This is a genomic window from Nocardia sp. CA-151230, assembly GCF_050942175.1.
GTDB lineage: Bacteria > Actinomycetota > Actinomycetes > Mycobacteriales > Mycobacteriaceae > Nocardia.
Genome location: NZ_CP192061.1, coordinates 4,039,831 through 4,057,324, shown reverse-complemented (window position 1 = coordinate 4,057,324; position 17,494 = coordinate 4,039,831). Strand labels below are relative to the sequence as shown.

Annotated in this window: 20 protein-coding genes; 11 read left to right on the top strand and 9 right to left on the bottom strand. The window is 65.0% G+C overall.

All coding sequences use genetic code 11. The annotated features are described in order from the left end of the window. Nucleotides 1–51: 51 nt before the first annotated feature. The gene (locus ACQP1O_RS18980; RefSeq protein WP_433567078.1) at nt 52–330 is read right to left on the bottom strand and encodes a hypothetical protein; all 279 of its coding nucleotides are present in this window, start codon (nt 328–330) and stop codon (nt 52–54) included. A gap of 742 nt (nt 331–1,072) precedes the next feature. Between ACQP1O_RS18980 and ACQP1O_RS18975 the strand changes: the two genes are divergently transcribed. Further along, entirely contained in the window at nt 1,073–2,164 is a 1,092-nt protein-coding gene (locus ACQP1O_RS18975) for a TerD family protein (RefSeq protein WP_433567077.1), read from the top strand. A gap of 30 nt (nt 2,165–2,194) precedes the next feature. Here ACQP1O_RS18975 and ACQP1O_RS18970 read toward each other — a convergent pair whose 3' ends face one another. Next, on the bottom strand, nt 2,195–2,923 hold the full coding sequence (locus tag ACQP1O_RS18970; RefSeq protein ID WP_433567076.1) for a hypothetical protein: 729 nt from the start codon (nt 2,921–2,923) through the stop codon (nt 2,195–2,197). A gap of 517 nt (nt 2,924–3,440) precedes the next feature. Here ACQP1O_RS18970 and ACQP1O_RS18965 point away from each other — a divergent pair. Next, nucleotides 3,441–3,923, top strand: coding sequence for a hypothetical protein (locus ACQP1O_RS18965; protein WP_433567075.1), 483 nt, complete (start codon nt 3,441–3,443; stop codon nt 3,921–3,923). A 284-nt stretch (nt 3,924–4,207) separates the two neighbouring features. After that, nucleotides 4,208–4,819, top strand: a complete 612-nt coding sequence (locus ACQP1O_RS18960) for a TenA family protein (RefSeq protein ID WP_433567074.1) — start codon at nt 4,208–4,210, stop codon at nt 4,817–4,819. Nucleotides 4,820–5,093: 274 nt separating this feature from the next. On the opposite strand, the gene ACQP1O_RS18955 is transcribed toward ACQP1O_RS18960, so the two are convergent. Continuing rightward, a complete protein-coding gene (locus ACQP1O_RS18955) occupies nt 5,094–5,465 on the bottom strand; it encodes a winged helix-turn-helix transcriptional regulator (RefSeq protein ID WP_433567073.1) in 372 nt (123 codons plus the stop codon). A 49-nt stretch (nt 5,466–5,514) separates the two neighbouring features. On the opposite strand from ACQP1O_RS18955, the gene ACQP1O_RS18950 reads away from it, so the two are divergent. Both ACQP1O_RS18950 and ACQP1O_RS18945 read left to right on the top strand, forming a co-directional pair. Further along, a complete protein-coding gene (locus tag ACQP1O_RS18950; RefSeq protein WP_433567072.1) occupies nt 5,515–5,865 on the top strand; it encodes a DoxX family protein in 351 nt (116 codons plus the stop codon). A 165-nt stretch (nt 5,866–6,030) separates the two neighbouring features. Beyond that, complete coding sequence (locus tag ACQP1O_RS18945; RefSeq protein ID WP_433567071.1) at nt 6,031–6,792, top strand: DUF6896 domain-containing protein; 762 nt, start codon at nt 6,031–6,033, stop codon at nt 6,790–6,792. An 804-nt stretch (nt 6,793–7,596) separates the two neighbouring features. Here the strand turns inward: ACQP1O_RS18945 and ACQP1O_RS18940 are convergent. After that, nucleotides 7,597–7,749, bottom strand: a complete 153-nt coding sequence (locus ACQP1O_RS18940) for a hypothetical protein (protein WP_433567070.1) — start codon at nt 7,747–7,749, stop codon at nt 7,597–7,599. 114 nt (nt 7,750–7,863) lie between these two features. Here ACQP1O_RS18940 and ACQP1O_RS18935 point away from each other — a divergent pair, with 114 nt between their 5' ends. The 3 genes from ACQP1O_RS18935 to ACQP1O_RS18925 are packed head-to-tail and all read left to right on the top strand — an operon-like array spanning nt 7,864 to nt 8,854. Beyond that, nucleotides 7,864–8,172: a PadR family transcriptional regulator gene (locus ACQP1O_RS18935; protein WP_433567069.1), complete on the top strand. Its 309-nt coding sequence runs from the start codon at nt 7,864–7,866 to the stop codon at nt 8,170–8,172. Next, nucleotides 8,169–8,525 (top strand): DUF1048 domain-containing protein, encoded by a 357-nt coding sequence (locus ACQP1O_RS18930; protein WP_433567068.1) that lies wholly within the window; start codon nt 8,169–8,171, stop codon nt 8,523–8,525. Before ACQP1O_RS18935 ends, ACQP1O_RS18930 begins: the two co-directional genes overlap by 4 nt. A 2-nt stretch (nt 8,526–8,527) precedes the next feature. Beyond that, entirely contained in the window at nt 8,528–8,854 is a 327-nt protein-coding gene (locus tag ACQP1O_RS18925) for a DUF1048 domain-containing protein (RefSeq protein WP_433567067.1), read from the top strand. Between the two features lie 299 nt (nt 8,855–9,153). On the opposite strand, the gene ACQP1O_RS18920 is transcribed toward ACQP1O_RS18925, so the two are convergent. Together ACQP1O_RS18920 and ACQP1O_RS18915 are read right to left on the bottom strand one after the other, a co-directional pair. Beyond that, nucleotides 9,154–9,453 (bottom strand): hypothetical protein, encoded by a 300-nt coding sequence (locus ACQP1O_RS18920; RefSeq protein WP_433567066.1) that lies wholly within the window; start codon nt 9,451–9,453, stop codon nt 9,154–9,156. Between the two features lie 226 nt (nt 9,454–9,679). Further along, the gene (locus tag ACQP1O_RS18915; RefSeq protein WP_433567065.1) at nt 9,680–10,570 is read right to left on the bottom strand and encodes a class I SAM-dependent methyltransferase; all 891 of its coding nucleotides are present in this window, start codon (nt 10,568–10,570) and stop codon (nt 9,680–9,682) included. Nucleotides 10,571–11,078: 508 nt separating this feature from the next. Here ACQP1O_RS18915 and ACQP1O_RS18910 point away from each other — a divergent pair. Then, the gene (locus ACQP1O_RS18910) at nt 11,079–12,104 is read left to right on the top strand and encodes a DUF6670 family protein (RefSeq protein WP_433567724.1); all 1,026 of its coding nucleotides are present in this window, start codon (nt 11,079–11,081) and stop codon (nt 12,102–12,104) included. Between the two features lie 203 nt (nt 12,105–12,307). Here the strand turns inward: ACQP1O_RS18910 and ACQP1O_RS18905 are convergent, their stop codons facing one another. Further along, complete coding sequence (locus ACQP1O_RS18905; RefSeq protein WP_433567064.1) at nt 12,308–12,976, bottom strand: TetR/AcrR family transcriptional regulator; 669 nt, start codon at nt 12,974–12,976, stop codon at nt 12,308–12,310. A 157-nt stretch (nt 12,977–13,133) separates the two neighbouring features. Here ACQP1O_RS18905 and ACQP1O_RS18900 point away from each other — a divergent pair, with 157 nt between their 5' ends. Then, entirely contained in the window at nt 13,134–14,288 is a 1,155-nt protein-coding gene (locus ACQP1O_RS18900; protein ID WP_433567063.1) for a lipase family protein, read from the top strand. A 174-nt stretch (nt 14,289–14,462) separates the two neighbouring features. Here the strand turns inward: ACQP1O_RS18900 and ACQP1O_RS18895 are convergent, their stop codons facing one another. Then, nucleotides 14,463–15,467 (bottom strand): hypothetical protein, encoded by a 1,005-nt coding sequence (locus ACQP1O_RS18895; RefSeq protein ID WP_433567062.1) that lies wholly within the window; start codon nt 15,465–15,467, stop codon nt 14,463–14,465. A gap of 211 nt (nt 15,468–15,678) precedes the next feature. Here ACQP1O_RS18895 and ACQP1O_RS18890 point away from each other — a divergent pair, with 211 nt between their 5' ends. Next, nucleotides 15,679–16,047: a hypothetical protein gene (locus ACQP1O_RS18890; RefSeq protein WP_433567061.1), complete on the top strand. Its 369-nt coding sequence runs from the start codon at nt 15,679–15,681 to the stop codon at nt 16,045–16,047. Between the two features lie 315 nt (nt 16,048–16,362). Here ACQP1O_RS18890 and ACQP1O_RS18885 read toward each other — a convergent pair whose 3' ends face one another. Next, nucleotides 16,363–17,145 carry a hypothetical protein gene (locus ACQP1O_RS18885; protein ID WP_433567060.1) on the bottom strand — a complete coding sequence of 261 codons (783 nt, stop codon included), beginning with the start codon at nt 17,143–17,145 and terminating at the stop codon, nt 16,363–16,365. Between the last annotated feature and the right edge of the window lie 349 nt (nt 17,146–17,494).

Genomic DNA, 17,494 nt, shown 5'->3' with positions numbered 1-17,494 from the left:
CGCATCCTTCTGTTGGTCGCCAGGCAGCCGCGGGCAATGAGCAGATCTCGGCTACCGGGCCTGGGTCTCGGGCACTACGGACCCGATCGCGACCGGTGCGAGCAACCCCGGCAGATCGATACCCAGATGCCGGGTGACCTCACCCAGCATGTTGCCCAGTGCCACCCGCGTGGGCCCTGGCCGCGGATGCAGCCGCACCACCGTGCCCGCCCGGCGGATTTCGACGTCGCAGACCTCCTCACCACGGCCGCGCCCGGCGACGGGCCGCCGTGCACCGATGACGACATGAGCCTCACCACCACAGCGGATGACCCGACCGCTGATGAACATCTGCACTCCAGCACTCCCCCTCGACCGATTACAGAACCGCTCAATAGTTCGGCGCCGTTGTGCCAGCGGATAGCTCGACCCGAGGCCACCGATCCAGAACTGCGATTCCGCCGTCCACGTGACATGCGGTCGCGTGTGTTATCAGGGAAACTGCGCCCCGTGTCAACTTCGGTCCAACCGTAACCCTGAGTCCGCTGAGCCCGGGGACTTCATCTTCTGTGAAGGAGTCGTGTCGTCGAGGAAGAAGTACCCGGTCGAGCCGCAGCGTCGGGACGGTCGTGGATCGGCTTCGGGTCCGACTCCCGATACAGCCGCACCACGAGCTCGATCTCCGCGCCCTTCGGTGTCCTGGACGGAGGCGTCGGCGCCGAGATTCTCGAGTCCAGCCGACACGTCCACCGCCGATGTTGAGAATCGATCAATTCCCCGAAATCCGGACATCGAGCGGAAACCCGCAGTCGAGCACCGGATCCCGTTATAGGAACCCCGTCTGTTCCGCTCCGAGGAAGTGGAACAGACGGGGAAGGTCGCCCCTCGCACCACCGCCTGGCCCACATCGTGAAGGAACGCTGATCCCGATGGTCTTGATGGCCGTAGCTGCTGCGAGTCCCGATGCATGTGGTGTGTCGGATGCTGACCATTTGCGCCAGATCGTGGGAGTACGTATATGCGGGCAGGATCTGGCCGTAGCGTGTGGCCCGATCCATTCGCGGAACCCGCTTACCGACAAAGGCATTCGATCATGACACCGGTTCAACTGATCAAGGGGCAGAACATGCCCCTGCACTCCCCCGATCTCGTCGTCGTTGTCCGCACCAGCGCTGCCTCGGATCTGTCCGCGCTGCTGGTCACCGCGGCGGGCAGGGTGCGTTCCGATGCTGATTTCGTGTTCTACAACCAGCCACACGCACCGGGTGCCGACTTGGTCGCTGGGGCGCTGCGGATCTCGTTGGCGCAGGTGCCCGCTGGGATCGACCAGATACGGACGGTCATCACCCTCGATGATCAGCGCACGAGCTTCGGGCAATTTCCGGCGCCGATCGCCACGGTCACCGATCATGCAGGCAACGTGTTGTGCGAGTACCGCATCGACCAACTCGGGCCGGAATCCGTGGTCATCGCCCTCGAGGTGTATCGCCGCGATACGGAATGGAAGGTCCGGGCCGTCGGACAGGGATATGCCGGGGGATTCGCAGCCCTGGTCACCGACCACGGGGTCACCGTTGACGACTCCCCGGCACCCAGCCCCGCGGTACCCGTGACGCCTGCACGGGACCCGTCGGGGGTGCGCACAGTCGCGGGCGAAGCGACATTGTCCTTGGAGAAACGGCAGACTCTCGATCTGCGTAAGCGGGAGGTCGCCAAGGTCTTGCTCACCAAGGGTGCCAGCGGGATTCGCGCCCGAGTCATCCTGGTCATCGACAAGACCGGCAGTTTCTCCGGCGTGTTCGCGGTCCGGTCCGCACTGCGGCTGAGCCTGGTGCTGCGGCTGCTGCGGCACGGCGAACGCGTGCAGGGCCGCTGCTCGAACCGACGCACGGTCGACCGGGGGTGGGTTGGGGAGCATAGTTCCGTCAACGAGTACGTCTTCGCGTTCCGGACTCACGACGGCCGCAACGTGGAGTTCACCGACCACACCCCGGGTCCGTTCGGCATGGCGATCGGGGCGCCGGTGCGGGTCAGTTACGATCCGGCCGACCCGGTGCGCAACGCCACGGTGGCCGGGCCGGGGGCGTGGGGTCCGGTGCTGATGCCGGCGGTGTTCACGCTCGTGCTCGGGACGTTCGCGATGGGGCTGCTGCTGGGGTGCGCGGCTCTGCGGGGATGGCTCTGAGGGCTGCCCGCATGCGCCGGGGCGGCGGGGTCAGAATCTGTCGCGGTCGAAGGGCGTCGGGAGCGGTGTCAGCGCCCCGGCCGCCCGCAGTCGGGTGTTCGCCTCGATGATCGTCTCGATGGCCGGGGAGTCCGTACCGCCACGGGTGAGGTCGATGACCAGTCCGCCGTGCGCGGTGCGGACGTAGGTTCCGGGCAGGTCCTCAGGAGCGAGGGCGGCACGGCCGGCCGAGAGGAAGACCGCCCGGCCGCAACGGGGGTCGGAGTTCTGCAGGCCGAACCGCTCGGCCACCGCCCGGTACTGGGGCCTGCCGTACACCTGCCCGGCGTCGATCTCCCAGTGCTCGGCCAGGACACGCAGAATCTCCGGAGCGCGCCGGATCACTTCGGCGGTTTCGTCGACCTCGCGCGACACGAAGGCGAGGGCGACGTAATGCGAAGCGTAGCGGGATGTCCCACCCGCGCCAATCGCCGAGGACACACGCGCCGCTGCGGTATTCTGCGCCCACAACGACGTCGTGTAGCCCACCACGTCGAGGTCGGGGCCCGTGTTCTTCCGTTCGATGTACTCCGCCAGTGCGGAAACCGACGATTCCAGCACGGGGTCGGAGGCGCGATCGTCCTCGGCCTCGTGCCATACGTCGAAGGTCGCGCCGTCGATGTCGCTGAGAGCGGTGAGCGTGCCGGACCAGCGCTCGGCGATGCTTCGCACGGTTTCCCTGCGCGGGCCCCAGAGACCATTGACGACGACGTCCAACACGACACGCTCTCCTCGGGTTCCGGTCCTGCGCTCCGCTGCCCGCCCGGCGCTGAGCCGAGGAATCATCAGCGGTGTCGATCACCCTAACGTTGATGCCCCGCCCCTCGAGCATCTCGCAGATCGGCTCGGCCGGTCGATCTTCCGCCGCACGGCGCTGGCCGATTCGGTCAGCGCGGGAAGCGGCATGATCGGATACAGGTCAGCGATGTCCGTACATGGCTTGTCGCAGTGCACGGCCCAGCTTTCTCTGCAGGCTCCGAAGGATCGCGATGGTCTGCTCGTCCGAGTAACCGGTGGTGATCGACCAGGTGACCAGTCCGCTCCATGCCGCATTACTGGGTTTGCCAACCAGCTGGCGAGTATTGACCCGAGACCGAAGGGTATGAATGCCAACATGTTTCACCAACCCTCCGCCCGTTCCATCGAAACACCAAGCGCACCAACGCCGTGAAAGCACCCGGGCACGAATTCCGCAGTCCACGCTGCCATCTGGCGTCCGGCCACCTATCGTCGTGTCGTGACTGATGTAGTGGCATGGTCGGCACTCGCGCTGTCGGTACTGGCTCTGCTCTGGCAGGTGGTGACCTGGTTCGGCTCAGGCGCGCGAATCAAGTTCACCGCCGTGGCAGTGGACATGGTCATCACGGACGGCAAACTGAGCCTGACAGTCTTCTTCACAGTGACCAACTCGGGCCGTCTCGCCGCAACCGTCCACAACGTGGGCCTCGAACAGCGCATGCGCCGGTTCGGCACGATGACAGCACTGATCGGAGCCGGAGCCGCAAGGCCTTTCGACAAATCCGCCGATCCACCCCTGCCACGCAGACTGGAGCCGCACGACAGCGTGGGCGGCGCCGTCACCTGGCAGTCGGTCCCGCTGCAACAAGGCCGTCGACGCAATTCCGGCTACCTCGTCCCCTACGCCTACGTCGGCGGCAGAAAGATCCCCGCCCGACCTATCCGCACAAAAGCCGCATCCCAGAACGTCGTTCAGCAGTGACAGCACGATGTACTCGATGCCGAGCCGCCGCGCTGGAGGTTCGGTCAGCGCGGCGGCTGCCGCAGACAATCGGAATCACTCGATACCGCTGCGGATCACAGGGATTCGCTTCAAACCGGGTGGCCAGTCACGGTTGGCTGGATGGTGCCGCCGTGGCGGCGACCAGGGCCGGGACGGCATCGTCGAGTTCCGAACCGGAACACCGTGACCGCCGAAGCGCAAGTAGCGCTACCCGGCGCAACACCGTCGTCAATGCGATCAGGCGAGTAAGAGAGACTGCTCGCATGAGTCTTGCAGCACATCTGGAGCAGCTCGGCCGCCCGCTGGTCGAGGAGCAACTTGCGCATCCGACCGTGGCGGGGATCGCGAAAGGCGACCTCGCCGAGCCGGTGTTCCGCTCCTGGCTTGAACAGGACTACCTGTTCCTGCTCGACTACGTCCGCGTCTTCTCCCGCCTCGCCTGGCAGGCGCCCGCCGCCCACCTCGGCGATCTGGTCGACCTCGCGCACGCCACTTTCCACGACGAAATCTCGCTGCACCGCGGTCTGGCCGCGGAGTTCGGCGCCGACCTCGACGGCGCCGTGAAGGGCGAGCCGTGCACGAAATACACTGCGTTCCTGCTGGATTCGGCCGCGAACTACGCCGACGGCCTGGCCGCCCTGTACCCCTGCATGTGGGGCTATTCGATGCTCGGCGGCATCCTCGCCCAGAACCCACCCGCCGACCCGCGCTACCAGCGCTGGATCGACACCTACGCCGACCCCGGCTTCGCGGCGCTCACCGCCCGCTGCGGCCAGATGCTCGACGAGACGGGCGGCGACAACGCGGAGGAGCTGTTCCTGACCGGCATGCGCCACGAACTCGCGTTCTGGGATGTGCCGTTCAGCCGCGGATGAACCGGTAGGTCGTCCGTCGACTTCCCGGCTGAGAGAGCTTCATGGGTCACACCCAGGCCCTTCCATCACTGGAAGACGCGCTGATCGCTGTTCGTGGTCTGCTCATCGATGCAGCGGCTAAGGATGAGCTCAACTAAGGACCCGAACGAAGCAGGCCCGGTCGGCGCCGCGCTGGCCAGTCTGGTCCGCGCGGGAAGCTGCATGTGAATCTATTGGTGGGCGATCTCGGCCGCGCGGAAACGATCAGCGACACATGGTGTGGGCTGTCTGGAACCTAGTGCGTCTGGTTCGCGGCTGCCGATTCCTGGAAGTCGAGGAGTGCTTCTCCATGCGTCTGCGCCCACTGCGTCAGCATCGCTATCGGCTCCTGGAGCGTCCGGCCGAGCGGGGTCAGGCTGTATTCCACCCGTGGGGGCGCTTCGGCGTACCGCTGTCGATCGATGAGGCCGTTGCTCTGCAAGCGGCGCAGGGTCTGGGTCAGCACCTTCCGCGAGATACCGCCCGACAAAGCGACAAGTTCACTGTGCCGCTTGGGGCCATCCTGGAGCGCGTACAGGGTGACTACGGACCACTTGTTCGCGACGATCTCGATTGCTGTGCGGGCGGGACAGTCGGACATGAACATGATTCCGGCAGGGGGACTCACGGTCCGAAGGTTACCAAAAGGTACCTATCGGATTCCTAGCGTAGCCGTCATGCACATCGCAGCCCTGATCTTGTCTGTCCTGCTCGCTTCGGCCATGCTCCAGTCCGGAGTGATGAAGTTCTTGCGCCCCGCGTGGATACGCCAATTCGCCGAAGCGGTCCACCTCACCACCTCCCAGCTCACCGCGCTCGGGAGCCTGCAGATCGCCGCGACGGTCGGTCTCCTCTGGGGAATCTGGTTCCCGCCCTTCGCGATCGCCGCCGTGATCGGGCTGGTGCTCTATTTCACCGGCGCGATCATCGCCCACCTCCGCAGCGGCGACCGGAACATGCTGGGAGCCGTGGGCTTCCTCGCGCTCTCGATCGCGACGTCAGTCGTGCTCGTTATCGATGCCGCCTGAACTCCAGGAGCCCAACCTCGCAGTCTCGGTTGTCCGCCTTCACGTCGCACGCGATGTCCGAACACCCTGGAATCGGCAATAGCGGACGTTCCGCAGCGCACCAGGTTCCGGCCGCCGGCGCTCCGCGCTGCCCGTTTCGGTCAGCGCGGTATGCGGCTACTTATCGTGCGTTCGGAGTTGAGGGGCCGGGTCGGCGCCGATCCCGCCACCGCGCGCCCGCCGATTCGGTCGGTGTGTCATGCGCGACCAGAGTGCGTTCAGAAGACCGAGTGTCAGTATTCGACCGATAATGCTGGCGTGGCTTCATCACGTCCCAAACTACAGATATCGCCTGACGATCTTCCGGTACCGGAAGTGCTGCGGCGCATGGTGGTACGCGGCGAAGTAGCGTGGTTCCTGTTCTCCCCGCAGGTGACTTGGATGCAGGTGATGGATGCCTACAGCAAACTCAAAGCAGCGCTGGCGTCAGACGGTGACCTCCTCGTCATCTCCCATCCTGGTTCACGCTCGGATTCCTCCTCGTGGCTGACTGTCCGGCGCTTGATCAGCGTGGACGAGGCCATGCGGTTGCGTGACCGGCTCGAGGCGCTGGTGGCCGAGTACCGCGCCCTTGCTCATCGATTGGCCGTGTTGTACCGGGAGCACATCGAGCCTGCCGGCGAACGCGGTGAGGAGTGCCCGAATCCGCTGGAGATCGACGGCGAATCCTGGTGGTGGCACGAACACGGTGCACACTGCCTGTTCGCCGACCAGGGCGATGACACCGACATCGAGATCGAGGTGAACACCTACCACCCCGATAAGATCGACCCGTACTTCCTACTGCTGTACGCCGAATCCACAGATCGCTACCAAGACATCCACACTGCCTGTCTCGAAGGTATCCACGACATGGATCGGATGCTGAACCTCACAGCCATCCTCTGACCCCCTCAGTCACGGTGATCCGATACCTCAAAAGGCGGCCGGTTGCCGCTCGAGGCCGTCCCGGAACCGCGATAGGCCGCCACCGCCGCTTCCACTACACCCACTGGCGCATGCCCCATGCATCGCATCCATATCGCCCGCGATGAAAGTGTAAGGGCCGCCCTCGGAGCGGCCCGTACCTGCGACCATCACGCCATTCGACACCCCCGGACCGCAGGCGAAGCTGGAGCCGCCGGCATGGAACGGGTGGCCCGCCGCCCCGGGCGTGAACAGGAGGATGCCACCCCACCGCCTGCGAAACCTGCCCCGCACCCCCACCCCATCACGGAGGGGTCCAAGGCACCGCCGCCGCTGCCCCAGGCTCGCACGTCGATGGCGCTGACCCCTTCGATCACCTCTCAACATGCCTCGACGAATGGTCCCCCGCCGCACGGTATTCGGTAGCGGAGGTTCAGCACCGCAACAGGTTCCGACCGCCAGCGCCGCGCGCTGACCGGTTCGGCCAGCGCAATATGCGGCAGGAGCGGACGTTGTGTATCGTCAACCATCACATGATTCTGGTGCGCCGCCACAACACTCGCTCCCACTGTCCGGGCAGGCTGGCGTTGTCCAGTTCGATGAGTCGCGCGGATCCTTGACACGCCGCGATCCGTCGCGGACGAGTATCTGCTCCTACTAGGGCGACGCCGGTTCGAGCACGTGCTCGACGTGCGCGAGGTAGTCGAGCAGATCTCCGATTTCGGCCAGCAGCACTCCCGCCCCTGCCAGCGCGCGGACTTGCACCAGCCGCAGCAGTTCCTCGGATCAGTATCTGCGGCAACCGGATTCGTCGCATCCGGGTTCGCGCACCAGCCCACGCCGATGGCAGTTGCGCACCGCCGCGGTCGTGAGACCGGCGAACGCCGCCGCGCGGTCGATCGTGAACCCTTCTTCCAATGCACTGTCGAGCATCTCCATCGCCTTCCTGCCGTGGATCGCACCCGTCTACTCTGTGATACAGTCTAGTGGTACTCAGTAGCACTGAATAGTGCGGTCCGACAGAAGGAGGTCGTCACGGAAAACTTGACGGAAATGCTGAAGGGCACACTGGAGGGCTGCGTCCTCGAAATCATCGATGCCGAGCCGACATACGGCTACGCGATCACGCGCCGATTGAACGAACTCGGCTTCGCCGACGTCATCGAGGGGACGATCTACGCGATCCTGCTGCGGCTGGGGAAGAACGGTCTGGTCAATGTGTCCAAACGACCGTCGGAAGTCGGCCCGCCGCGCAAGTTCTACACCCTCAACGACGCGGGGCGCGCGGAACTCACCACCTTCTGGACGAAGTGGGAATACGTCTCATCGCGCATCAATGAGCTGAAGGAAAGTCACACATGAGCTTCTGGGAGAAAGTCACAGGCAGCGATCTCACCAAGGAATACCGGGCGTATCAGGCTCGCGCCGAGACCCTTCCGGCCGAATACCTGGCTGCCTGGGAGGAGATCAAGGTCCGGCTGGCGCCCTACTCGGACATCACCGGCCGGAACCTGATGCCGATCCTCGACGGGGCATTGGGGCTGCTCGAGGAGGCCGCGGCCGATGGTCAGAGCGTTCAGGAAGCACTGGGCGATGACATCCAGGGCTTCTGTGCGGCAATCGCCGGTGAAGAGGGAGCCAAGGACTTTCGCGACAAGTGGCGCGAACAGCTGAACAGAAACGTGGCCCGCAAACTGGGCCGGTTGGGAGGGTAGCAGTGGGTATCCGCGACATCATCGAAGGCAAGCGCGAATGGCGTGCGCACATGGCGCGAGTCAAAGCGCTGCCGCCCGACTATCAGATCGTCTACAAGGAGATTCAGAAGTACTACTTCAAGATCGGCCCGGTCGGCCTGGTCGACGGCAGTCTGCTGCCCGGGATCCTCGACTTCTTCGAGGAAGGAATCGCCGAAGGCAAAGGCGTCCTGGACGTCATCGGCAATGACGTCGCGGCCTTCTGCGACGACCTGATCAAGGACTCGCCGACTCACGCCGAGATCTACCAGGAGTCGATCAACAAGAAGATCGGCAAGAAACTGAGCTAGTTCGTCAGGTCCGTGACCGAGTGGTGAGTCCCACCGGCACCGGCGCATCAGAGGTCTCCTCGAGACTCCACAACGAGATCGGATAGACACACGCGCACGAAATTCGGCATTAGCGGATGTTCTGCACCGCACCAGGTTTCGGCAGCCAGCACCCCGCGCTGGCCGGTTCGGTCAGCGCGGTATGCGGCAGAAGCGGACGTTCGGGTGTTGGACCCAGCGCCTCGGCCAGGAAGGTTCGTGGGGCAGTTCGGGCCCGGTTCTTCGCGTGTCCGGAGTCGGGCCCGACCTGTCTGCACGGTCTATCGGAGGGCGAGTGTCCGCGGGGGCGTCGTGAATTGGTGGAAGCTGTCGACGAAGTCTTGCAGGGCGTGGCGATCTTCGTCACCGGGCGGGCGGTGGCCACGTTCGGCGGTCACCACGACGAGGTCACCGGCTCGTATCTGCAGAACGTCCCAACACACCGGCAACACGAGTGCGTGGACCGTACGTCCATGGCAGCTGATTGCGAGGTAGGAGCTGTATCGGCTCGCCACGGCCGCCAGGTCCTCGGCGATGTCCGCGGTGAGCGCTCCGGCCGCCCGGAATTCCTCGAAGTGCATGTCGTTCCCCCGGTCCTTCCTGTTCGTGTCACCGCCCGCCAGCTTATGTCTGGTCAGGCACTCGACGCACCGAACTCGGCAGCTGTGAATGTTCTGCACCGCACCAGGTTCCGGGCGCCGGTGCCACGCGCTGGCCGGTTCGGTCAGCGCGGTATGCGGCGAGAGCGTGAATTCGAGCGGCAACTCTTGGTTGATGAATCGCTGGTGAGACTTCCCGCGGGAATCCTCAGCGGCTCGCCCGTAGAAGGCGGACCGGGCGCAGTGCCTGGGGTGGTTCGCCCGCGAACTCCACAGATCCATCCAGGTATCCAGCGATGAAGTCCGTGGCGGAGTGGTCTTCGACGTCGGTGAAGCCGAGCGCGCGCAACTGTGCGGCGATGTCGTCAGGAGTGAAATAGCTGAACCAGGGTTCGCCGACAGCTGCCGCTCGCTGTGCGCGCGCGTGCAGCTTCGCACGATCCTCGTCGGTGTCTGCCGCCTGCAGGTAGTCGAAGATCACCTCGACCGGCTCCGATTGACCAGCAATGTATTCGAGGGTAGCGCGGGCGGCGTCGGGAGTCAGATAGAAGACGACACCGAGCCACACGAACACGGCCGGTTCGGTCCGGCCGAATCCGGCGGCTTCCAATCGTGTTGCCAGTGTGTCGGTTTCGAAGTTGACCGGCACGAAGGTCAACCGCTCAGGTTGGTCGATACCGGATGCGGCCAGGCGTTGGCGTTTCCACGCTTGGGTAGCGGGATGGTCGACCTCGAATACACGCAGGCCAGGGTGCGGGTTGCGGTAGGCGAAGGTATCCAGGCCCGCGCCGAGGATCACGACCTGTCGCACGCCGGCAGCCACGGCCTCGGCCACACGATCCTCGGCGAAACGGGCACGAGCAGCAAAGAACAGGCGGCGCGGCCGATCACTGACACCCAGCCGCAGGATTCCCGAGCCCGCATCGCTACCGGGACGATCCTCTGCGGGCCGGCCCAATTCGGTCAGCTCATCCACAGTGACACCCAGCAGACGTGCCGCCAGTGGATCGGTAAGAATCCTTGGCCGGTCAGCAATTTGATGATAGGCACGGGCGTAGGCAGTCACGAGCGCTGTCCGGCTGGGTTCCTCATTGTCCATACTCGAGAAGCTACTCACGAACACTGCGCGAGCACCCGGGAACTCACCCACATCAGCCACACCCGGGCCGATGTTGGTCGTGGCACCCCCCGTCACCGGCCGATCTCCACGGCGGCCATGACGATGATCCTTCATCTCGGTGCTCGGGCCATCACCTTGGGCATCACGATGTCTGGCCTTGCCGATCACAGGCGTGCGTTGAACGTGATCACCGAGAAGGTCGAATCCGACCAGGTGCGACGCCGACCCAGCAGAGTGGAATGCAACGGCTCAGCCAGCCGGTACGGTGTGCAGGCCCCTCGGAGTGCCCGGTATGCGGCAATAGCGGATGCTCTGCGCCGCACCAGGTTCCGGGCGCGGGCGCCCCGCGCTGGCCGGTTCGGTCAGCGCGGTCTGCGGCCATAGCGTGTGTTCGCCGGCCGGTTGTGATCGTGCTGCGTCGGGGATGAGATGCGAACTCTATTTGATACCGTGAGTTACATAAACATTGGAGGTGGGCTTGGACAGCGTGACGACGGTCGAGCGGCTGGTGGGCGTGATCAATCGGACCGCCACCCGCAACGGCCACCCCTTCGATATGCTCACCCCGATGCGGGCACCCGGTGGGCGACGCCGCCATTGGGCGCATTACGGGGTGATGGTTCCCGGCCTGCCTGCACCGCACCGCTTCTTCGGTGTGATGTCGATCCTCGGCACCCCGGGTGTCGCGATCTTCGCCAACGATCACGCGATCACCACGACCCCCATCGACACCGTCTACACCAGCTCGGCCACCGCAGCCATGTCCGGCGGACAATTCCTCGTTCACAGCATCGAACGTGACTGCGAATTCCGTTCCGACGGAAGCTATCTGAAGTTCGGCGACGACCTGCTCATCGAAGGTCGCTACCCGAAGTTCACGCTGCAACGCCACCACAGCGACATCGAGGTCGAACTCGAGATCCACGCCACCGACGTCGTCTCCCACTTCGCTCACGTGCCAGGCGCATACGACCACTGGAGCCTGCTGGCCCAATGCCGCGGCAGCATCCGCGACCAGCACCGGACCACCCCGGTCGACACCCTGTGCACCGTCGAATACGCCACCGGCATCGGATTGCACACCATCGCACCCGGAACCCGCCGCAACCTACCCGTCCCCTTCTTCACCTACCACGTGCTCAACATCGACCCGGCCACCCAGGTCCTGCTCGTACAGGTACTCGGCCCCGCAGGAGTCCCGATACAACGACGCGTATACCTGCGCGGACTCGACAATCACGGCAGCGTGCATACCCGCGGCTTCGATTTCACCGTCACCGAGTACCGGCCACAACCCACACCGTCCGGCCACGTGATGAGGCTGCCCACACGCCTGCGCTGGCAGGCGCGCGACAACCAGAACAACCCGCTGATCACAATCGAGGGCACCAGCAACGACGACTACTCCTACGGCTTGGGCGCCGGATTCGTCGGCAGCTACGACTACATCGGCACCTTCGCCGGTCGTTCGATCACCGGCACCGCCTACATGGAATACATCGATCTCCGATAAGTCCGGCCGCACGCGCGACTGCCCACCCGCACATGGCGGCGGTCCGTCGAAGCATTTCTCATCGGCAGTATTGGACGTTCTGCACCGCACCAGGTTCCGGCCGCCAGCGCCCCGCGGTGGCCGGTTCGGTCAGCGCGGTATGCGGCACGAGCGGATGTGGGCGAGATCTGGTCCCCGCTGTGTCCACAGATGCCGGAGCGGGGTCAGTGTGGTGCTTCGGAGTCCGATTTCGATGGTTGCTCGGCGGCGAGAATATCCGGGCCGTGTTGCATCGATTCCAATACCGCATCGAGCATGGTCCGTAGTCCGGCGACCGAGTGGTCGCGACCGGCGGTCCATTGATCGAGTCCAACTGTGAGCGCCGCGAAACAGCCGGCGGCCGCGAGCTGCGGGCGTAGGTCGCTGTCGGGCGACCCGGCGCGCGCGGCGAACCCGGATGCCAGGGCTTGCATCCGTTCCATCCCGCCGGTGAAATTGGCTCGACGCAGCACCGGGTTGGCCGTCAACAGCTTTCGCACTCGCCGCACGTTGTCCACGTAGGGCTGCAACAGCTCGGCGTACTCGCTCGCCAGCAGCTCTTCGCAGATGACCCCGCGCAGGGCCGTGATGGCTGATTCGTGCGGCGGCCGCCGCTCCAGGGCCGCCACGATTCCGGTGACCAGGAAACTCTCGTGATCGAAGATCACCGATTCCTTCGACGGGAAGTGACGGTGGAAGGTCCGACGCGACACCTCCACCGCGTCCGCGATCTGCTGCACCGTCGTCTGCTCGAAGCCTTGCTCCTCGAACAACCGCAGCGCGGTGGCGATCAACTCCTCACGCAGCCGCTGTGCCTTCTGGTACCGCAGCCCACCGACCGCCTCCTGGGTCATCGTCACCTTCTTTCTGCACCGGGCCTCCGAGTCGGGCCGGTCAGCTTATCGCTGGATCGAACCGCGGCACAGTGGCGTCACACGGCGACAGTTGATATAAACCGTCAAACGTCTCTGAGGGACAGTATCGCCGACTCCACGCCGAACGAGGACATCGATGCCACGCCACGCACTCACGACCCTGGCCATCGCCGCACTGCTCGCAACCGGGCCACTCACGGCCTCGGCCTCGGCCGATCCGGTCGACGCCATCGGTGACCTCGTGTCCTCGGGTCCGCTCGCGGCAGCGGTCACACCGCCCGCAGCCGCGGATGCCACGCGGATCGTGTACCGGACGACCGGTCCCTCGGACCTGCCCGCCCTCAGCAGCGGAGCGATCTACTTCCCCGCCGGAACCCCACCTCAGGGCGGCTGGCCGGTCATCGCATGGGCTCACGGCACGACCGGGCTGACCGATGCGTGCGCCTACAGCGTCGGCGGACCCGTCGAAGTCGACCGGGATTGGGCGTATCTCGACCACTGGCTCGGGCAGGGCTACGCCGTGGTGGCGACCGACTACGCCGGACCCGGCGTCGGTGGGCTGCTGCCCTACCTCAACGGAAAAGTCGAGGCGCACAACGTGGTCGACGCGGTGAAGGCTGCCACCCGCGCCTATTCCGGGACGCTGAGCCGCAATTGGGTTGTCGTCGGACAGTCCCAGGGCGGCGGCGCGGCCATCATCACCGCCCGCTACGCCACCGAATTCGGCGGACCCGAACTGAACTACCTCGGCGCCGTGGGCACCGGCGTCCCCGCACACATCGAAGACGTCCTGATGCCGCTGGGCCCCCACACGCCACCGGTTCGCCTTCCCGCCCACACCACCGAATACGTGCTCTACATCCTGTCCGGGCTACGAACCTCCTACCCGGACCTCGACATAGACTCCTATCTCACCGACGAAGGCCGCCGCTGGGTCGATCACGCCGAACAGGTCTGCGCGCTCCCCTTGGCCGACGAGCTGACCGCCACCCCCGTGATCCTCGGAGACCTGTTCGCCAAGCCGCTCGCCGCCCTACCCGACGCCCACGACCTGCTCACCGACTACCTCGGCATCCCGGTGTCCGGCTACGACAGGCCGCTGTTCATCGGCCAGGGAATGACCGACACCGACGTCCTCGTCCCCGGCACCCTCGCGACCGTCACCGCCATGCAGGCCAACCACCAGCCACTGACCTTCCACGCCTACCCCACCGACCACGACGCCACCGTCAACGCCTCACTGCCCGACTCCACCCCCTTCCTCCAGCAACTCTTCGCCACCGCCCACTAACGCCACACCCCCGTACGGAACTCGGCAGTAGCGGACTTTCGCCGGTCTCGGATCGGCACGGCCAGTTGATCTTTCGATGCCCCGCGCCGGCCGGTTCGGTCAGCGCGGTATGCGGCAATGTAGTGCGTTCGGCGCCACGTGGTGAGAGCGCGGCTCGCAACTGGGAGCGACGGACTATGGCTCTAGTTTCAGGATTGGGGTGTGGTCGGTTTGTGCGATCGCAAGTCGCGTGCCGTCGGGATGCGCGGTGGCGACCGGTGTAGGTATGTGGGTGACTCCGTAGCTACAGTCCTTGGTTCCGGCGTCTACGTCGGGCCATTCGACGAGCGTTTCACCCGAGATCGGGTCGATCAGTCTGGGGTGGCCGTACAGTGACACGATGCGCTCACCGCAGGCGATCATTGTGCCGACCGGGTGAGTCGGGCGGGAGCGATGAAGCCAGCGGGCCGAGTCGATGGACCAGATGCCGAGCTGCCCAGGCGCGAGCCGGTCGGAATCCTCTCGATCGTCCTCGTCATCGAGTGGGTCCGCATTCGATGCTGCGATCGCCACCCGGTCGTTGTCGAGCCAGCATGCGGATTCAACCTCGGCGAAAGACGTTTCGGCCGGCAGTACGCCTCGGCCATCGAGCACTGTCGGGTCCTTCGCCGCCGCGGCCAGATCGAAGACCATCGCGATACCGTGCGGGTGCCACACCCAGCCTGCGGCAAGGAGGTGTCGACCGTCGGGGCTGATCGAAAGTCGTGAGTGGAACACATCCTGTGGTGTTCGGGATCCTTCGGTGATGCGTCGCCCGGTCTCGGCATCGTCGATCTGCAAGACGTTGTATTCGTTGGGGCAGTGCACGACGACCTCGCGCCCGTCGGCCAATGCGCCAAGGGCGACAGGGTAGTCGAAATCCTCTGCGTGGTAATAGCTTCGATCGAGTTCACGGAGCAGCTTTCCCTGACGCAGCAACAACGCTTTCGTGCCGCGTTCGGCGTACAGGACTTCGAATCGGCCCGATGGCGAGACCACCGCATGATCGAACGGCCCGGAGAACATGCGGCAAATCCGTGGCGAGTCGACGGTGCCGTCGGACGACCAGCGGGTCGGGCCGTGCGAGAAGTCGACCAAATCATCGCCATCCCACGACAGGGCCGAGACCTGCCGCGGTGTGGCAATACGTTGTGCCTGCATGGATCTCCCCCGATGTGCAACTCGGGCCGTCACATTACCCGGGAGGTCTCGTGACCCATCTCACCACCACCGGAAACGATGAGGCCCGACAACTCCGCTCATCGGGCATGTCGGTGCGTTCGCCGGGCCGAGATGGTCTCGGCCCATGCATCTTCCGGACCCCGGCCCTGTCCGATCTGAACCGCGCGGCATGCGGGATAGAGTTTCCTCGGTGGTGGCCGAGAACCGCGATACTGGTCGGATGCAGTGGATTCGCGACTACTACGCGGACGAGGACATCTGGCTCCTGATCGAACTCGATGACGACGGCCGGCCGAACCGGCAGATCGATCTTCGAGGTGCTGACGGTGAGCCGGTCACGGCTGTGTCGCTCGCGGAGGTCATGCATGCACGAGACCACGGGGGCATCCCTGCGGTTCAGGCGTACGAACGCAGATACGGTGTGCTCGCGGAGGGCAGCGCCGACGATTGGGACGCCGAGGGAAGTGCCCTCAGCGAGATGACGGCTGAGGACTTCGAAACGGCCTGGACGCTGGCTCGTCGGGCAATCGAACACCGAGGGTCACCGGTAGCCGAGTAGGTCTCCGGGCGATGAAAGCTGCTCGAACATCGGCAGTAGCGGATGTTCCTGCGCCGCGGTCGGTCTCGCCACCGACGACCCTGCGCTGGCCGGTTCGGTCAGCGCGGGATGCGTAGCGACCGGCCAGACGGTCGCCGTGAACGACACCATCACCGTCGAGGTACGGCATCGACCGCGGGTCTCTCCCCAATCACGGCTGGCAATGGCAACCTATGTGCACGTGACCTGAGAGGGCCTGCCCTGCAACGAAATCCGCCCCGGCCGTAGGCTTGGAACCCACGCATAGCCGGGGCGGATTTCGTCGTTTCTGGGGGACTATCTCACGTTGAATTTCGTCAGCTCGGTGCGCAGCGGATCGGACTGCGATACGCACGAGACATCGACGTCCGCCATCGATGGCGCGCCAGGCTTGGAAGTGCCGCGGGCAACCGCTGTCACCGTCCACGTTCCGTCAGCCGAAATGACGTCGACATCGGAGAGCGTGACCGGACGCTGATCGGCGACGTACTTCTCCTCGATCCGACTCAGGCACAACTCGACCGCATAATCTCTGTCCAGCGGGCGCGTCGCATCGAACGTGGTGGTCGGTGCGCCCTCGCGGCAGGTGCGGCCCGCGTTGAAGTCGATGGTGTATTGCCCCGGATTCAGACCGGTTTCCGCGGCACCGCGGTCACCGCGGGCGATCTTTCCACGGCCGAGGCGGTTCGCCTCCTTCGCCGGATCATCGCCAATCGCACAGTCGACGTTGACGAAGTAGCCGCCATCCACGTAGTTACGAGCGAGAATGTTCTGTGCAATCTCCCGGAACACGGCAATAAGCTCGTCGGTGTCATCTGTGCGTACGAGCGCGGTGAACTGACGGTCGGCTTGCTGCAGATCGTATGGCGGCGCTATGGCCGCCGGACGGGCGGAGGGCGGAGCCGTGGCGGTCGCAGTCGGTCGTGCCGCGGCGTGTTCGGTCTCGTCCCGATCGAACTGCACGATGAGGCCGAGCCCGATCAGAAATGCCAGCACGCCAGCGACACCGATGATGCCGAGCACCCATTTGCGCGCCCGCCGATCTCTGCTCTGCTGCTCGCCCTGTCCGGCAACCATCATGAAACCCCCTGCTGTGGCATGGATGTGGTCCGCAGCCGGTCGGACCGCACTGTGGTAGCCACACATTAACCATCGTTCGCAGGCGGACAATGCACATCCTCTGAAGCCGACCCTCTATGCACGATTTGTCGGGCTTCAACGCCGGGGCGGACGTGCGCGCCGGGCACGAGACGATGACCGCCTCAACGTGCTGCCTCCGCCTGACGACATCATCTTGCGCGGGTGGCGAGCTACTGTCCGTTTCCATCCGCGCGGTATGCGGCAGTGGAGGATGTTCGCCACGGACGGGTGAGTTGACGTCATGTCGATGTGAAGTTCGAAGATTCGGCCCTGGAAAAGGTACACACAC